Genomic DNA, 14936 nt, shown 5'->3' with positions numbered 1-14936 from the left:
TTATTTTTTATCCTCTTCAAAAGCTTTCTTCCGTTCTTTCATGAAATCCATCAATTCTTCACGGAAGGCAGCTTTTTCCTCATCCGTCATACCGTCTGATGCCATACGGAATAGAACTTCAACATTTGATAATTCATCTTCATCATCTTTTCCTGACAGGTAGTCCATTGTAACTCCGAAAAAGTCTGCAAATTTTTGAAGTGTCTCTGAGGTTGGCTTTCTTTTTCCTGCTTCCCAGCGGGCATATTGAGGTTGAGAGACACCCACTTTTTCAGCCACTTCCGTCTGTGTTAATTTTGCTTGTAATCTCAATGATTTCAACCGTTCTGCAAATTCCATTGTCTATTCCTTCAAAAAATTTTTATTTTTTACAAAAAACAGTTGACTTTATAACCAGTTGGATATATAATATAAATATAGCCGATAGGATATAAGTATCTTTGAAATAAAAGCCTTATTCCAAAGGCTTCCTATCACTGTTCATTGCAAATTAAATAAAAAGTGCGTCTGACAACCAGAGGACTGACTATCAAACTACACTAAACTTCGTACCTTTATTGTAATTTATTTGATACTAAAAGTCAAGTCCGTTTTATGGTTGAAGTGAAGATAAAAAAACAAGAATCAATTCTTGTGGGCTTCCACGCATTTCGGACTTTCGCACTTTTCCGAATAGTAAAGTGAACTGGCTTCGCCAAAGGGCGTAAGAGAATCTTTTGGGCATGATCATGACTACCTAAAGAGATTGGCTGGGAAAGCGATGGTAATTGACGCAATGCACCTTGCTAAACGTTGCCACCGTGGAAAGAGGGATCTTTCCAACCAAATAACTTTTCTTTACTGCTGTCTATCTTTTGATAGACCTACTCTCAAGCTACTAAGTTCTTTCCTTTTTTCACTTAGTAGCTTTTTTACTTATTACAATAAAGGAGAATGAAATGACAAACTTTTTTCGCATTACAATGTAAACGACTCTATGAAAACTATCTATTTACTTATGAGATGTTTGATAGTTCAGAAAGTCTACTAGCTAAACTATATAGTCAAGCCCTGGTAGATATGGATCATTTGGTCTCTAAGGCAAAAGAAACAGGATTTGCTTATGGAGATATTGATCTCTATAGTCGCATGTATAAACGCAAAATTTTTAATCACTATTACTCAAGAGTGAAGCAACTAGCTTAACTCTTTTTATTTTACACTCAGAAAGGAAACTCTTATGATCTCAGAAACACTTAAAATGAAACCCGAATTTATTGGCCCTGCTTACTATGAACGTTTAGGAGATGCTCCTAAATTTATTTTTAGAAAAGAAGGCAAATACCAACGTCACATTCTAAACAGCGCAGAGCACGGTGCCTTTCATGTCATTACACCAGCCTCTACAACAGTCTTTCCAGAAGATTCTCTAGTAGAAGCGGTTAACCCAATTTTTTTCCCAGACACTGCTCTAAATGGCAATACTGTTGCACCTTATCTCAATGTCTTTGCGGAAAAATTGGTACTTAAAAAATAAGAAATAAAAGGAGAAAATCACATGGCTAAAATTGGATTAAACTACGGAGAAAAACTACAAATTGCTGACAAAACTTATCGTGTCATTACAGATGGGCTAGATGTCCCTGCAGTCCTTGGAAAACTGACTTTCCGAGGCATTGAAGGCCCGGATATCATCTTTGAGGTGGATCGCTCACAACGGAACCCTGATGGATCATTTGTCCAAGTCAATACAGGTGAGATCCGTGGGATTGTTGTAGGGATTCATTCTTCTGTCCAACACGAAACACTTTTTTTCACTATCGCAGATATGTCTGAGTCTGAAATTGAAAATTTAGGCATTAAATATCGAGAAGAGGTTGAACTAGAAGATATTGTTATTACGCATACTCATGTCAATCGTAATGATATCTATAAGCTTTTTGCTTCTAAAATCAAGAAAAAAGCTGGAAGCGCACCGACTAAAGAAAACAAACCGGTAGAAAATAAGAAGGAAAACTAGGAGGTGATGCAGGATGAAACTCTTTACCTATAGAGGAAAAAGAGTTCGCGTTTTTCATCGTAAACTAAAGGGAATCACATGGTTTATCTGGTGGTTTCCTTTTTTGTTGGCTATTAGTTTCAACAGCTACTTACAGTTAGAAGAATTAAAAGTCCATCCCTTACCCCAAGGATATTTTCTAGGAACTGTATTCCTCTTTTCTTTGATCTTCTCTTGGTTTATCAATAGGGTTTGCTACAGAAAGTTGCTCTTTTTTCAAAAGCTCAACAGCCTTCGAATTCTTTCTCGCTTTTTGCTAGAGAATAACCTCTATCTAGTTAAAAAGGTCAAACGAGATAAAGGAATAGTTGAGAAAATCAATCTTCCAAAAGTTTACCTAAAACAAAGTCATTACGAAATTCAAGTCAGTTTTATATTAGAAGGAAACAAGTTTCAAGATCGATTTTTAAATCTTGGCTCTACTCTTGAAGTCATGTTCAATGGGGACTTTCGTGATAAGAGTTTTGATAATTGTTTTGTTAAATACAAAATTGCCATCAATCGGATTGATAGTCGCATTTCAATTGATCAAGTTGAAGTGAAAGGTTCAAAAATCCGACTTATGAAAGATGTATACTGGGACTATGTGAAAGATTCCCACTTACTAGTTGGTGGAGGTACTGGCGGAGGAAAAACTGTTACTCTCATGTCCATTATCTATGCCCTATTAAAAGTTGGCTATATCGATATTTGTGATCCTAAAAACTCAGACTTAGCTTCTTTAAAGAAACTTCCAGTATTTCATGGTCGAGTGTATTCTAGTAAAGAGGATATCATTCATTGCTTTAGAGAGAATGTCGAGTTTATGAAGAAGCGCTATGAAGTCTTAACGTCTTTTCCAGACTATAGACCAGGTACCTTTTATACCCAGTACAATCTAAAGCCTAAATTTATTCTTGTGGACGAGTGGGCAGCTCTTATGGCCAAGATTGATCGAGACTATAGCCAACAATCGGAGCTCATGGAATACCTAACTCAAATCGTTCTGGAGGGTCGTCAAGCTGGAGTATATGTGATCTTTGCCATGCAAAGGCCTGATGGAGAATATATCAAAACTTCTCTTCGGGACAACTTTATGATGCGTCTTTCTGTCGGTCATTTAGAATCAACAGGATATGACATGATGTTTGGAGATGCTAATAAAACCAAAAAATTTAAAAAGCTAGACGAGATTAATGGAGTGAAAGTAGTCGGTCGTGGTTATATTGCTTCAAATGGTAATCTTGCTGGAGAATTTTATTCACCTTATATTCCACTTGATCAAGGATTTTCATTCTATGATGAATACGCTAAAATTCCCATTATGGAATTTGAAGGAGAGGAATTCTCAGTATTTGAAGAATATAAAGCACCGGTTGAAAAAATTGCTCCTATAAAGGAAAAGGAGGCTATAGGAAACGAACCAAACAAGAGACCACTCAAGGAATTTGCGGAGGAGCACGATCTAAAGATGCAAACTCTTCGAAAAATCATCCCTTATATGGAAGAGCACGAGATCTCATTTGAACGGACTGACTCCGCTATTCTCATTGAACCTTTTCAAGAAAAACTTCTTCTTGAAACTCTGGTTCACTTTGAAGAGGGGGGACGAAGATCTTATGCCAAAGCCGTTCAGATGGCACTTAGTCATCAGGAACTAGGACAAGGGCAAGGGCAAGCCTGACACAAGTCAGGCGCAGACCGTAGCCCGAAGTTCCTAGTTTCTGATGATGAAACCCCCGATTTCTAATTCCGAGAATCAATTGGAAATAAAAAAGAATGCTGATAAATCAACATTCTTTTTGTAATGTATTTTATGAAATTCCAATCCTTTGACTGTTTGGCTACCAAAAAGCTACCAAAATAGACCAATCCCTTAAAGTATAGTATACACAACACCTTTCAATTAGTTATCCTAGTCTTCTCCAATCATCATCAATCGAAAATTCCAAATTTACTTAATCTAATAAATAGGGAGTTCAAGATGTACTAAATATCCAGTACTTCTACTATTTCTCCATTTTTTTCTTTAAACATAATTTTTTTGACTACTTCTTCTCCTAAATATTTTGTAAACTTAGTCAATTCTGTTGATACTTCAAATACTATATTATGTTTTATATCACTTAATTCAAAACTCGAATCATATCTTGTTTTATCTGACCAATAGTTCCAATTTATATCTGTCCTTTCATAATAAACATAGTTTCCTTTTGGAGTTACAAATACTCTTTTATTTATTAACTTCTTTTCATCTTCGGATTTAAATATTTCAGAATACAGCTTCACCCCTTTAAATACTTTGTAATTGCTAATTTTATCATTTGAAATATTTAATTTAATTTCTTCATACTTCATAGAAAACCTCCACAAATTCAAATTTGTCATACAATCAATTTACTTGCCAATTTGTAAACCTGTTGTATCTTTTTACTTTCTAATTTCCAGCTATCAAGCTCAATTTTAATCAACTCTGGAAATTTCTTACTAATGTCCCTTAAAGCATTTCCAACAGATTTTCTCACATATTCGCTTGCATCTTCTTTTAAGTTTGCAATTCTTTCAATAGCTTCATTCGGATTATCTTTGAAATATGGTCTACTTGTCCATATTCTTAACCCCTCTGTAACTGCTCTCCTTGTATTAGGATTATTGTTTTTTAACCATTCATCAATTATTGGAAGTGCTTTTTCATATCCTATTTTCTTGCAAAATTCATCAAATGCCTTTGCCAATACTTCCTGAACTCTCCAATTGTCATCCTTGGAAACTTCATCTCTCATAAATGCTAAAATATCAGCTTGTTCTGATAAATATCCAAAAAGAAATACACCGTACATTCTTACTTGATAGGTATCAGATTTATATGCTAAAAATGCCAAATTCTTAGCATATTCATTATCATTAGCTTTATAATCAGTTAAGGCTCTTTTCTCTTCCTCTTTGAAACCATTTTCTATCAAAGAAAACTCTTTTTCTAAACTCGCAATATATTCTTTCAAGTTGCCTCGCCTCCTCATAAAATATCTATTTTCCTACAACGCTTTAATCTTCTCATTTATCAATTCAATAAACAGATTGGAGCAAATCAAGCCAAAATGACTGACTGTCTTGTCTTTCATTGCCACGGTTTTCCCAGCGTTTAATAAATGCTTTAGCTTGCTTTTTTTGTTCTCGGATGTTATTCACTTTTAATTCTCCAACCAATGCATTATTTTGACTTGTTTATTAAGAAGTCCTGTAAAAGACTAATAATTTGGTTTTTATCTTCCTCTGTTAATTCATGCTCTCTCAATAAACTAACTATCTCCTCAAGGCCATCATCTCGTCCTTTAAGAATCTCAAAAGAAGTATTTAAGATTTCAGCTAGTTTCTCTACTGTTTCATCTTTTGGATTTCTCCCACCGTTTTCCCACCTAGCGTACTGGGCTTGAGCTACACCTAACTTTTCAGCAACTTCTAATTGAGTAAGTCCTGCATCTAGTCGGGCTTTTTTTATATTGTCTTTTAACATTTTAAAATTCCTTTCATTTTTCTATTGACTTATAACCAAAATGGTTGTATTATACTTATATAACCAAAACGGTTATATAAAAACAAAGCATACAAAATAAGTGATACTAGTTAAATTTATGAGTATGCAAAAACACCCCTGAAAGCTCTGCAAAGCGTTCTGAGGCTTTCGTTTAAAACCAATACAATTATACCAAAATGGTAATAAAAAGTCCATAAAAAGTGAGATATGGCTAGATTGAGGATATTATGACATCAACACAATTGGCATTTCAAAACAACAAAATTAACAATACTCATTCTTTTTATTCGCCTAGTTTAGAAGAATATATTCAAGTAAATGATGATGTATTTAACGATATTCGAGACGAAGAAATTGAACTTCGAGCACTTGAACTGCTCTCGAGTTTTCTAGACAAGTATTTTGGGTAGTTTAAAAACTAATAAATTAGAGATTGGGAGACAAGTGCAAGGGCGCGGGCCGAAGGCAGAGCGCCCGAAGCTCGAAGTTCTCCCAATCTCTAACATAAAAGCTGGCGTTTCTAACAGCCAGCAATCCGATACACTTAAGGCAACGTCCTAAGTAACGAGCCATTGGCAAAAATCAATAGTAGCAACGAATTACGCAGATTTTAAGCATAGAAAGGAGGCGTTACATTGAAAAATACCATTCAATCTCTACGAGAATATCAAAATAAAGTAGATTTATCAGAACTAGAAAAATCTATTTATATCAGTATTGACCGATTAACAGTAATCTTTGATAGTGAAAATCAATCACTTAGACGAATATTTCGTGAATTACGAAAATCACTCGATAATATAATTCAAGAATTTAGTATTCAAGAAAATCTAAGAGAAGACTATTTTACTCTTTATAAAACGATAAACGAAGATAGTATAAATCTAATTTTCTTTCAACTATCGGATTATGGTGGTTATCAAGTCATACGCCTAGACTTCAACCCAAACTCACTAAAAGAATTTGAGGGGTTACAAGTGTGGAGGCAGATTATGAATTACGCTCGATTAAATCGATTAGAAATTAGACTGTCACGATTAGATCTTGCTTTTGATATCTTTAACAGGCCAGAAATAGTTTTTTTACAACATATCAAAGGAGGGGTTAGTCATAAAATATTCTACGGTAGAGGGGGAAATATAGAAAGTAAATACTGGGGTGCAAGTGGTAGCAACGTTCAAGTACGTTTGTACGATAAGAATATAGAGGTACTAAGTCACAAAAGAGCTGATAAATTAGATATAGAAAACAAACCCTTTTGGTGGCGGTTAGAGTTCCAACTACGAACAAAGGCTATAAACGAGGAAACCATTTCAGAGATTTCTAAACGATTGGAGAATTTTAGCTTTTTTAGTCTTTCAAGTGTTCCAGATGATAGCAAAGCATTTGCCTATATTTTTCTTCATGAACCAGCACTCTTACCCGAATTATTCCCTTATCTGAAACCTAATACTATAAGAGTTAAAAAAACTAGACTTAGAAAACATTTAAAAGCATTTGACAGTAGCTCATTTTCTTTAGAGCTACAAGATGCACTTAAAGAACAAACCCCACGATTAAATAATGAACTCAAACAATTAATAGGAGAATTCCTAGAACTTACTAGTAAAGGAGAAATTGACATATGAACGATAAATTAACTATGACAGTACAAGAAATTATGGACTTAGGTTTTTCAAAATGGACTGCTTATAATATTTTACGGCAAGCAAAACATATTATGGTTGAACGTGGATTCGATTTTTATAATAATAAAGGACTTGGAACTGTTCCAGTATCAGTTGTAGCGGAGATACTTGGATTGGAGGAACTACATGTCAAAAACTAGATATACCGGTGTTACGAAAGATGATAAGACTGGCAAATATACTTATTATTTTAAAGCTGGAGTTGACCTAGCTACTGGTAAACCTTATCAAGAACGTAGACGTGGTTTTCAAACCGCAAAAGAAGCCTTTGAAGCACGTACAAGAGCCTTGAATAAGATACAACAAAAAGGAGGAATTAAGCATACTCAATGGACTTTTAAGCAGTTTATGGAAGAAGTTTTTATGCCAAATTATTACGCTACAACAAGTCCGGATCTAGAACACAGACGTCAAGTTATATTCGATGAATTTATTCAATACTTTGGTAAGAAAAAACCTAGAGAAATTACTACTTATGATGTGATTAATTATAGAAACGGTTTATTAGAGAGATATTCAAATTCATATGCAAGAAACAAGATGACATTGCTTAATCAAGTTTTGAAAACTGCAAAAAAATATGGGTTGATTTTTCATGAAATTCCAACAAGTAATATCAGTCCAATTCCAATCATAAAAAAACATATAGATTTTTGGACAAAAGACGAGTTCCAAAAAGTAATACAATCACTTGATAAAAAGAGTTATTTTGAGCACTTTGTTTATACACTTTTTTGGCTTTATTATTTTACAGGAATGCGTGTAAATGAGGCGACTGCTCTTTATTGGGAAGATGTAGATTTTGAAAAGAAAACTCTAGCAATCAATCACAACTTACAGTACATAAATCGTGAAAATTGGGTTCGGCGTAACAAACTAAAAACTGAAAGCTCCAGACGAACCATTGGCCTTGATGATAATACTCTAAACGTACTTAAAGAATGGAAAGAACGACAAGCAAAAGTTGACAAGATACCATTCATTCTATCGCTTGATGGAAATCCATATCGTAAACGTAGTATTAGAGACCAGATTCTAAAATATTCTAAACGTGCAGGAGTTAAATACATTCAACCAAAAGGTTTAAGACACTCCCATGCGTCATTACTTATTAATGAATATAATGTAAATGCTCTATATATTCAAAGACGATTAGGTCATTCTGATGTCAAAACTACACTTAGCATTTATAGTCATTTATACCCAAACGCTGATTCCGAATTAACAGATAAACTCAATCTCATATCAAGTGATTTTATTGACTAAATCTCTTTGGCTACCAAATTAGCTACCAAAAAAAGAAAATACGCCTCAAAAGCCTCATTTTAAAGGGCTTTTTTTCATATTTTCCCACTATTTCTAATAGGGGGGTTACATTTGGCAAAATGGCAAAGTCCAACCCTCCTCATTCCTTGTGAGAGTTGGGATTGCGAATTTTAGAAAGTGTGTCACTCATTAAAAAGGAGGTGTCCCCATGAATGGATAAAATAAGCCCATTCAATCTTAAGAAATTCCGTCAAGAAACAGGCATGAGCCAAAAACAATTTGCAGAAGCGGTTGACCTACCTACTAGAACCTATCGCTCCTACGAAGCTGGCGAAAGAGGATTGAGCATTGAAAAGTTCCGTGACCTAAAAGCCAAACTAGGCTTTCATAGAGAGCATGAAAAACAAAGTTTGCGTGCTCGGATTGACTACTTGCGAATCTCTTTTCCTGCTCTACGTGACTTAGAGTCTTTCTGTGAAAACTTTCTCTTTTGTCATCTGAGCGAATTTAGCGCTCAGGAAACACGGCTCATGAACTACACCCATCTTTGGCAACGAGGCAATATCTGGATTTTTGATTTCTTTGATAAAGCAGAAACCAAAGACTACCAATCCTGTCTTCAACTATCAGGGCAAGGGTGCCGTGAGTTGGAAGTACTCCTAGAATACAAGGGAATCACTTGGCAGGCCTTCCTTCAAAATCTCTTCTATGCTTATGAGAATTGCCGAATTAAGAGGTTAGATATCGCTCTAGATGAGCTCTACAAAGGCTTTGGAAAAGAAGACCAACAGATTCATATCCCTAAGTTAATTGAGAAACTCTACGCTAAAGAAATAGTTCTTAATACCTTTCGGAAATGGAATGTAACAGGGGGTGGCTCTTTTATTGATAATGAGGATATGGAAGCCAATCACGGTTTATCTCTCTACTTTGGCTCAAGGCAAAGCCAACTCTACTTTAACTTTTACGAGAAACGCTATGAACTAGCCCGTCAAGAAAATATCTCCTTGGAAGAATCCTTGGAGATTTTTAGTATCTGGAATCGCTACGAACTTCGCTTTTCAGACCAGAAAGCACAAGGAGCTATTGAGGAATACATCAACGGTGTAGACCTTGGGGAAATCGCCCGTGGGGTTATCAATCATGAAATGCAAGTCTATGATGGAATCAATCAATTTGGAGCCTATAAGCCTGACCAAAAATGGCAACAACTTTTTGGTGGGGTAGAACCCTTGAAACTCTCAACCAGTCCCCAACCCTACTCTATTGAACGAACTATTCGCTGGCTGACCTATCAAGTAGCGAACTCTCTTGCTTTAGTTTCAGAAGCTGATCGTATCATGCAGACCGAATACATGAAGATGATACAAAATAGCGGGGAAATTACAGATCGTGGGAAGGCAATGTTAAAACTACTCAAAGCTAGTAAACATTATGAACATTAGAAAGGAAAACAACCTATGGAATACAAAGTTGAGATTAATTCACTAGAAAACTTTAAAGCTTGGTCAGGCGGATTAACAACTCTAAACACTGTTCGTGAACGTGGAGGATTGGATACCCTCAACATTATTTGTGAAGATATCTTCTGTGGGGATACCCCAACGGAAACTCAAATCAATGATTGGCTCTGGTTTGATTCTGATTTTATCTTCCAAGCACTTGGCTATGATGATCTTTTAGAGGCTTCTTAAATTGCTTAAGAAAATCTATCAAGCAGACTTCTTTCTCTTACCTGACAAAGAGTTTTGGCATTTCTACATTCTTTTAAGAAAAGGAAAGGAGTTCTACTATGAATGTGCTGGAAGATGCACCGAAAAGGAACCAAATTCTATGGGTCTGTACGATTACGAACATGCTTGTTTCACGTTAGAGGGACAAGTTCTTACTATCAATCAAAAGATGCGTCCCTCACTTATTGCTTACATCCAACAAACCATCAAGCAAAATCAAGAACGGTTTAGAAAGGAAATCGAAATGGCAACAAAAACAACCTTCACCCGACAAGTCGAACAAGTCGCTAATGAATTAGGAGAATTACTCAAAAAGAAAGATTACAAAGAATCTTGGACAAAAGCAGGTGAATTAAATAGCTTGTTGAAAAAAGAGGAAGCAAATACTTTAGCTCCCCAATTACTGGAACAACTCCAATACGAGTTAAAAGGCTATTACTTTATTAATTCAGAAATGGAAAAACTTAATAAACGATTCTATACAAAAGGAACCAAACTTATTGAGTTAGCCCAAGTGTAACAGGAGGAACTATGGACAATTTAAAATCCTATCTCTTAAAGGTGAGGCAATTTCTAGAACAATTTAAAAAGGTTGAACAGAAAAAGAAACCTCCAAAAATTAAAACCCTCACCAAAAAACAAGTTAATCTTGCCGTAGTTGGCGGAACTTGCTGCCTTCTCTTTATTGGGCTCATGGGTTCCATTCGAGCTATCACTCTATCCAATCAGGTTTCAAGTCTAAAAACAAGCATTGAAAACTTTGAAAAGGAAAAATCAGACACCCCTTCAACTACTAGGCAATATGACTACCGTCTACAATACTATCTAAATAATTTTGTTTATGCTTACTTTACCCTCTCACAAGAAAATAATAAGCAAACCGAACAAATTAATCACCTGAATTCCTTTTATGGTACCCTTCCTGACACCAAGTCACAAGGACAAGTCCGAAACCCTAGCGAGGTGATTTATTCGCAACTCGTCACTGTAACGGATAAAGTGGCAACCTACCGTGTCAAATACAGGGAATGGATCAAAAAGGACAACAACACCGAAAAAAAGGAAATCACAACAGGATTTAACATTCCTTTTGAGGAGGTCAATGGTAAATATCGTATCGCTGGTCTACCTTGGTTTTCAAGTCTTGACTCCTCACAAGCAACTCCATCTTCAAAAGACGAGCAATTGACCCTGTCAGCAACCGATCGTCTATCGGAGGATGAACACAAGAAAGTAGACAAGTTTTTAACTGTCTTTTTCACCAACTACACTACAAATCAAGACAATCTGAATTTGATTGCTAAAAATGTTTCTGTAGTCGCAAATACTACCTTTAAAAGTATTGACTACACCTATCTAAAAGAGGATGGGGAAAAGCTCATCGCAACTGTTCAAGTTACTTTTGAAGTAGGGGCTTCAACTCATTCAGAGAATTTCACTCTCACTCTTACTCAAAATAACGGGACTTACTTTGTAGATGAGTTAGCCCACACCATTCCTCTTAACTACGCAAAACAAGAAAAATAAAGGAGAACAACATGAACACAGAAAATCTACGAGCCTTCCTACAAGGAGATGCTGTTTGGGTACTAGGAGCAATTGCCGTCCTACTTGCAGTTAAAGCTTGGCGCAATAGTTCTTGGATCCAACTCTTTTCAGTAGTTTGTTTTTATGCTGTCATTGTCTCACTCACAAAAGGACAAGACATTCTAAAAGCATTTGGCTGGTTCCTTCGTCTCTTTGGGATTGAAACAGGACTCTAACTATGAAAGATGAAAAACTATATGATTACGCCAAGGGGCTTAACGCCCCTTATTGGATTCAAGAGATAAAAACTAAAAAAGGCACTCGCATTTGGTACTTTGCTACTCCCATGCAACTGTCTTTTTTTATAGTCTTTATCTTCATCTTTGTAACCATGCTCTTAGCTGGTGGTTTTATTCTTGTGCCTCTAGCTAAAGCTACTCATTCTATCTCGTTAATTCTCTACTGGTTTATCCCTTATAAGCTAGCAAAGTTTTATACAGAATACGAACCACATGGAAAGAAAATGCATCTCTTTCTAGCAGATTATCTAATCTACTGTTGGGATTTTAAACTTAACAAAAAAGCAATCTACCACGAAGATCGTATTGAACCAATTGAAGAAATCGTCTTTGAAAAAACAAACCTTTAGAAAGGAGGAACTATGTCTCTAACACTAACTTATCCCATCCTACAAACTCATGACAATCTTGTCTTGAAACGAGATCGGTCAGTAATGGCCTACTACCGTATTCCGAATACCCCAATCACCATCACGGATGACGAACGAAAAAACAAGCACAAATTAACCGTCGCTCAAATGATGAAGAAACTTCAAAAAAACCAATATTTTGAGGTTTCCCTCATTCCTAAGGACTATCTTTTAGAGGAAAAATTAAAGGACTTTTCAGAGGCACTAGCGGATGATAGTAGAGAGCTCGGTGAAGAACTCCTCCTCTACACCGTTGACCATTTAACAAATGAAATGGAAATCCCCTATCAATTTGATTGGGTGATTGGAGTTAACCTAAGAAAACAAAATCATGGGCAAACAATCAAAGAACTAGCTCTTGAAAGCTTCACTGATTTTTCCGAAAAAATCGCTCAGGGGTTTGGCTACGAATATGAACTCGCTGAAAACTGGTATGAGGACTACCGTGCAGATGAGTTTACCATATACCAAGCCCTTGCTCCCTTACGAGCAAAAGCCTTAGCGGATGAGGAATTGTTCTACTACCAACGGATGCAATATCTCCGCTATATTCCCCACTACAAAAAGGAAGTCCTCGCCAATCGTTCCCAATTTAACATCACGGATACTCTAATCAAAGTCACCAAGGGTGGCTTTTTAAAACTAGAAAGTCCTTATGGTTCTTCTTTTGTTACCATTCTTCCTGTTGGAAAATTTCCCATTCAGTTTAACGGCTTTCATCTAGGAGAATTTGTCCAACGGCTTAACTTCCCTGTTGAATTGCGTATTAAGGCAGAATTTATTGATAACAATAAAATCAAAGGGAAAATGGGACGATCCAATACCCGCTATCGCAATATTATGGAAGAGGCAGAAAATACTGATACTGTCCAACAAGATGAAATCATCATGGGGTCGCTTTCTCTGAAAGACTTGATGAAGAAGGTAGGAAATAAGGAAGATATCATCGAATATGGAGCTTATCTTATTGTCTCTGCCTCCAGTATTGGACAACTACGACAACGTAGACAAGTAGTTCTCAATTACTTTGATGATATGGGCGTTGAAATTAGCGAAGCTAGTCAAGATGCACCCTACCTTTTTCAAGCCCTCCTCTATGGTCAGCATCTTCAAAAGAAAACGAGAACTTGGACTCATATGGTAACTCCTCGTGGTTTCTCAGAACTGATGCCCTTTACCAATAGCTCTTCAGGAAATCGGATTGGCTGGTATATCGGACGAGTAGACAACTGGACAGGGCGTTGGGATTCAATTGAAAAAGCTATCGAATCCTCCAAAAACATTGTCCTATATAATGCCACTGTCGGAAACAAAGAGGATATTGCTGGTAAAATCACCAAGAACCCACACATCATCATCACAGGTGCTACAGGACAAGGAAAATCTTTCTTGGCTCAGATTATTTTCTTAAGCGTTGCCCTGCAAAATGTCAAAACCCTCTACATTGACCCGAAACGAGAGCTCAGAAATCACTACCAACAAGTGATTCACTCGCCTGAATTTGAAAGACTCTATCCGGAGCGCAAGAAACAGATTGAGGCATTTAACTTTGTCACTCTTGATAGTTCGCTACCTTCTAACCATGGCGTTTTGGATCCTATTGTCGTTCTTGAGAAAGAACAGGCAGTCGAAGTCGCAAAAAATATGTTGGAATTTCTCCTGCAAGCCGTAGATGATGTTACCATGGATCAAAAAACAGCTATTACAGAGGCTATAAACATCATTGCAGAGAAAAGAGAGCAAGGTCAAGCTGTTGGATTTAAACAGGTCTTAGAACGCCTAAAAAAGGACGAGAAGGACGATATTGCTTCTGTTGGACGTTATCTAACTTCTATTGTCACGAATTCCATCTTGGAACTTGCCTTTTCAGATGGAACCACTCAAGGACTCAACTACGATTCCCGAGTCACTATTCTAGAAGTTAACAACCTTAAGCTCCCTAAGGATAATTCCACAAAGATTTCAGACCACGAAAGAAATTCTATTGCTCTCATGTTTGCGCTTGGTGCCTTTTGTACCCACTTTGGAGAGCGCAATGAAAATGAGGATACCATCGAATTTTTCGATGAAGCATGGATTCTGATGAAATCCGCAGAAGGAAAAGCCGTTATAAAAAACATGAGACGTATTGGGCGCTCAAAAAATAATACCCTTGCTCTCATTACTCAATCTGTACATGATGCTGAAAATGACGATGATACGACGGGATTTGGAACCATATTTGCCTTTTATGAAAAGTCAGAAAGAGAAGATATTCTTCGTCATGTCAACCTAGAAGTCAACGAACAAAATCTAGAATGGATTGATAACATGATTTCAGGGCAATGCCTCTACTATGACGTCTATGGCAACCTCAACATGATTTCTGTTCACAATCTTTTTGAAGATATTGATATGCTACTAAAACCTATGAAAGCAACAGTTTCTTCAAGTCTTGAAAATAAATACGCTAGTTAGGAGG

The 14936-nt window shown here is 36.4% G+C and carries 19 protein-coding genes and 1 pseudogene; 15 read left to right on the top strand and 5 right to left on the bottom strand.

Annotated features, from left to right (window positions below; all coding sequences use genetic code 11):
* Window positions 1–339, bottom strand: a complete 339-nt coding sequence (locus tag ACOMA9_RS06995) for a helix-turn-helix domain-containing protein (RefSeq protein ID WP_421425032.1) — start codon at window positions 337–339, stop codon at window positions 1–3.
* A 663-nt stretch (window positions 340–1002) separates the two neighbouring features.
* Here ACOMA9_RS06995 and ACOMA9_RS06990 point away from each other — a divergent pair.
* From ACOMA9_RS06990 to ACOMA9_RS06975, 4 genes are read left to right on the top strand one after another with little or no spacing between them, the layout of a single operon-like run.
* Window positions 1003–1185, top strand: a complete 183-nt coding sequence (locus ACOMA9_RS06990) for a hypothetical protein (protein WP_421425030.1) — start codon at window positions 1003–1005, stop codon at window positions 1183–1185.
* Window positions 1186–1219: 34 nt separating this feature from the next.
* Window positions 1220–1516, top strand: coding sequence for a hypothetical protein (locus tag ACOMA9_RS06985; RefSeq protein ID WP_049488286.1), 297 nt, complete (start codon window positions 1220–1222; stop codon window positions 1514–1516).
* Between the two features lie 21 nt (window positions 1517–1537).
* Window positions 1538–1999 (top strand): conjugal transfer protein, encoded by a 462-nt coding sequence (locus tag ACOMA9_RS06980; RefSeq protein WP_421425028.1) that lies wholly within the window; start codon window positions 1538–1540, stop codon window positions 1997–1999.
* A gap of 13 nt (window positions 2000–2012) precedes the next feature.
* Entirely contained in the window at window positions 2013–3701 is a 1689-nt protein-coding gene (locus ACOMA9_RS06975) for an FtsK/SpoIIIE domain-containing protein (RefSeq protein WP_421425026.1), read from the top strand.
* Between the two features lie 305 nt (window positions 3702–4006).
* Here ACOMA9_RS06975 and ACOMA9_RS06970 read toward each other — a convergent pair whose 3' ends face one another.
* The 4 genes and pseudogenes from ACOMA9_RS06970 to ACOMA9_RS06955 all read right to left on the bottom strand — a co-directional run bounded on the left by ACOMA9_RS06970 (window position 4007) and on the right by ACOMA9_RS06955 (window position 5531).
* A complete protein-coding gene (locus ACOMA9_RS06970) occupies window positions 4007–4375 on the bottom strand; it encodes an EXLDI protein (RefSeq protein ID WP_421425023.1) in 369 nt (122 codons plus the stop codon).
* Between the two features lie 26 nt (window positions 4376–4401).
* Window positions 4402–5019: a DNA alkylation repair protein gene (locus ACOMA9_RS06965; RefSeq protein WP_049533341.1), complete on the bottom strand. Its 618-nt coding sequence runs from the start codon at window positions 5017–5019 to the stop codon at window positions 4402–4404.
* A gap of 67 nt (window positions 5020–5086) precedes the next feature.
* Window positions 5087–5206 (bottom strand): annotated as a pseudogene (locus ACOMA9_RS06960) (type IIL restriction-modification enzyme MmeI); the annotation flags it as partial.
* Window positions 5207–5228: 22 nt separating this feature from the next.
* Window positions 5229–5531 carry a helix-turn-helix transcriptional regulator gene (locus ACOMA9_RS06955; protein ID WP_421425020.1) on the bottom strand — a complete coding sequence of 101 codons (303 nt, stop codon included), beginning with the start codon at window positions 5529–5531 and terminating at the stop codon, window positions 5229–5231.
* 248 nt (window positions 5532–5779) lie between these two features.
* On the opposite strand from ACOMA9_RS06955, the gene ACOMA9_RS06950 reads away from it, so the two are divergent.
* From ACOMA9_RS06950 to ACOMA9_RS06900, 11 genes are all read left to right on the top strand, one after another.
* On the top strand, window positions 5780–5962 hold the full coding sequence (locus ACOMA9_RS06950; protein ID WP_000204837.1) for a hypothetical protein: 183 nt from the start codon (window positions 5780–5782) through the stop codon (window positions 5960–5962).
* 225 nt (window positions 5963–6187) lie between these two features.
* Entirely contained in the window at window positions 6188–7180 is a 993-nt protein-coding gene (locus ACOMA9_RS06945; protein WP_421425019.1) for a replication initiation protein, read from the top strand.
* Window positions 7177–7380, top strand: a complete 204-nt coding sequence (locus ACOMA9_RS06940; RefSeq protein WP_000998327.1) for a DUF3173 family protein — start codon at window positions 7177–7179, stop codon at window positions 7378–7380. Before ACOMA9_RS06945 ends, ACOMA9_RS06940 begins: the two co-directional genes overlap by 4 nt.
* The gene (locus tag ACOMA9_RS06935) at window positions 7367–8506 is read left to right on the top strand and encodes a tyrosine-type recombinase/integrase (RefSeq protein WP_002273085.1); all 1140 of its coding nucleotides are present in this window, start codon (window positions 7367–7369) and stop codon (window positions 8504–8506) included. The genes ACOMA9_RS06940 and ACOMA9_RS06935 overlap by 14 nt, the downstream gene beginning before the upstream one ends.
* A gap of 212 nt (window positions 8507–8718) precedes the next feature.
* Window positions 8719–9951 carry a replication initiation factor domain-containing protein gene (locus tag ACOMA9_RS06930; RefSeq protein ID WP_421425016.1) on the top strand — a complete coding sequence of 411 codons (1233 nt, stop codon included), beginning with the start codon at window positions 8719–8721 and terminating at the stop codon, window positions 9949–9951.
* Between the two features lie 15 nt (window positions 9952–9966).
* Window positions 9967–10200: a hypothetical protein gene (locus ACOMA9_RS06925; protein ID WP_421425014.1), complete on the top strand. Its 234-nt coding sequence runs from the start codon at window positions 9967–9969 to the stop codon at window positions 10198–10200.
* A 1-nt stretch (window position 10201) separates the two neighbouring features.
* A complete protein-coding gene (locus ACOMA9_RS06920; protein ID WP_421425012.1) occupies window positions 10202–10759 on the top strand; it encodes a conjugal transfer protein in 558 nt (185 codons plus the stop codon).
* Window positions 10760–10770: 11 nt separating this feature from the next.
* Window positions 10771–11766, top strand: coding sequence for a conjugal transfer protein (locus tag ACOMA9_RS06915; RefSeq protein WP_421425011.1), 996 nt, complete (start codon window positions 10771–10773; stop codon window positions 11764–11766).
* Window positions 11767–11777: 11 nt separating this feature from the next.
* Window positions 11778–12002 (top strand): TcpD family membrane protein, encoded by a 225-nt coding sequence (locus ACOMA9_RS06910; RefSeq protein ID WP_001091060.1) that lies wholly within the window; start codon window positions 11778–11780, stop codon window positions 12000–12002.
* Between the two features lie 2 nt (window positions 12003–12004).
* The gene (locus ACOMA9_RS06905; protein WP_421425009.1) at window positions 12005–12415 is read left to right on the top strand and encodes a conjugal transfer protein; all 411 of its coding nucleotides are present in this window, start codon (window positions 12005–12007) and stop codon (window positions 12413–12415) included.
* Window positions 12416–12427: 12 nt separating this feature from the next.
* Window positions 12428–14932 (top strand): ATP-binding protein, encoded by a 2505-nt coding sequence (locus ACOMA9_RS06900; RefSeq protein WP_421425007.1) that lies wholly within the window; start codon window positions 12428–12430, stop codon window positions 14930–14932.
* Window positions 14933–14936 lie beyond the last annotated feature (4 nt).

The organism is Streptococcus atopicus (assembly GCF_049166725.1).
GTDB classification, from domain to species: Bacteria; Bacillota; Bacilli; order Lactobacillales; family Streptococcaceae; genus Streptococcus; species Streptococcus hominis.
Note: the sequence above shows the minus strand (reverse complement) of the source record. Positions and strands in the feature narration are given on the sequence as shown.

Coding starts and splice junctions, on each gene's coding strand:
- ACOMA9_RS06995 (WP_421425032.1), bottom strand. CDS start 339: ATGGAATTTGCAGAACGGTTGAAATCATTGAGATTACAAGCAAAATTA.
- ACOMA9_RS06990 (WP_421425030.1), top strand. CDS start 1,003: ATGTTTGATAGTTCAGAAAGTCTACTAGCTAAACTATATAGTCAAGCC.
- ACOMA9_RS06985 (WP_049488286.1), top strand. CDS start 1,220: ATGATCTCAGAAACACTTAAAATGAAACCCGAATTTATTGGCCCTGCT.
- ACOMA9_RS06980 (WP_421425028.1), top strand. CDS start 1,538: ATGGCTAAAATTGGATTAAACTACGGAGAAAAACTACAAATTGCTGAC.
- ACOMA9_RS06975 (WP_421425026.1), top strand. CDS start 2,013: ATGAAACTCTTTACCTATAGAGGAAAAAGAGTTCGCGTTTTTCATCGT.
- ACOMA9_RS06970 (WP_421425023.1), bottom strand. CDS start 4,375: ATGAAGTATGAAGAAATTAAATTAAATATTTCAAATGATAAAATTAGC.
- ACOMA9_RS06955 (WP_421425020.1), bottom strand. CDS start 5,531: ATGTTAAAAGACAATATAAAAAAAGCCCGACTAGATGCAGGACTTACT.
- ACOMA9_RS06950 (WP_000204837.1), top strand. CDS start 5,780: ATGACATCAACACAATTGGCATTTCAAAACAACAAAATTAACAATACT.
- ACOMA9_RS06940 (WP_000998327.1), top strand. CDS start 7,177: ATGAACGATAAATTAACTATGACAGTACAAGAAATTATGGACTTAGGT.
- ACOMA9_RS06935 (WP_002273085.1), top strand. CDS start 7,367: ATGTCAAAAACTAGATATACCGGTGTTACGAAAGATGATAAGACTGGC.
- ACOMA9_RS06930 (WP_421425016.1), top strand. CDS start 8,719: ATGGATAAAATAAGCCCATTCAATCTTAAGAAATTCCGTCAAGAAACA.
- ACOMA9_RS06925 (WP_421425014.1), top strand. CDS start 9,967: ATGGAATACAAAGTTGAGATTAATTCACTAGAAAACTTTAAAGCTTGG.
- ACOMA9_RS06915 (WP_421425011.1), top strand. CDS start 10,771: ATGGACAATTTAAAATCCTATCTCTTAAAGGTGAGGCAATTTCTAGAA.
- ACOMA9_RS06910 (WP_001091060.1), top strand. CDS start 11,778: ATGAACACAGAAAATCTACGAGCCTTCCTACAAGGAGATGCTGTTTGG.
- ACOMA9_RS06905 (WP_421425009.1), top strand. CDS start 12,005: ATGAAAGATGAAAAACTATATGATTACGCCAAGGGGCTTAACGCCCCT.
- ACOMA9_RS06900 (WP_421425007.1), top strand. CDS start 12,428: ATGTCTCTAACACTAACTTATCCCATCCTACAAACTCATGACAATCTT.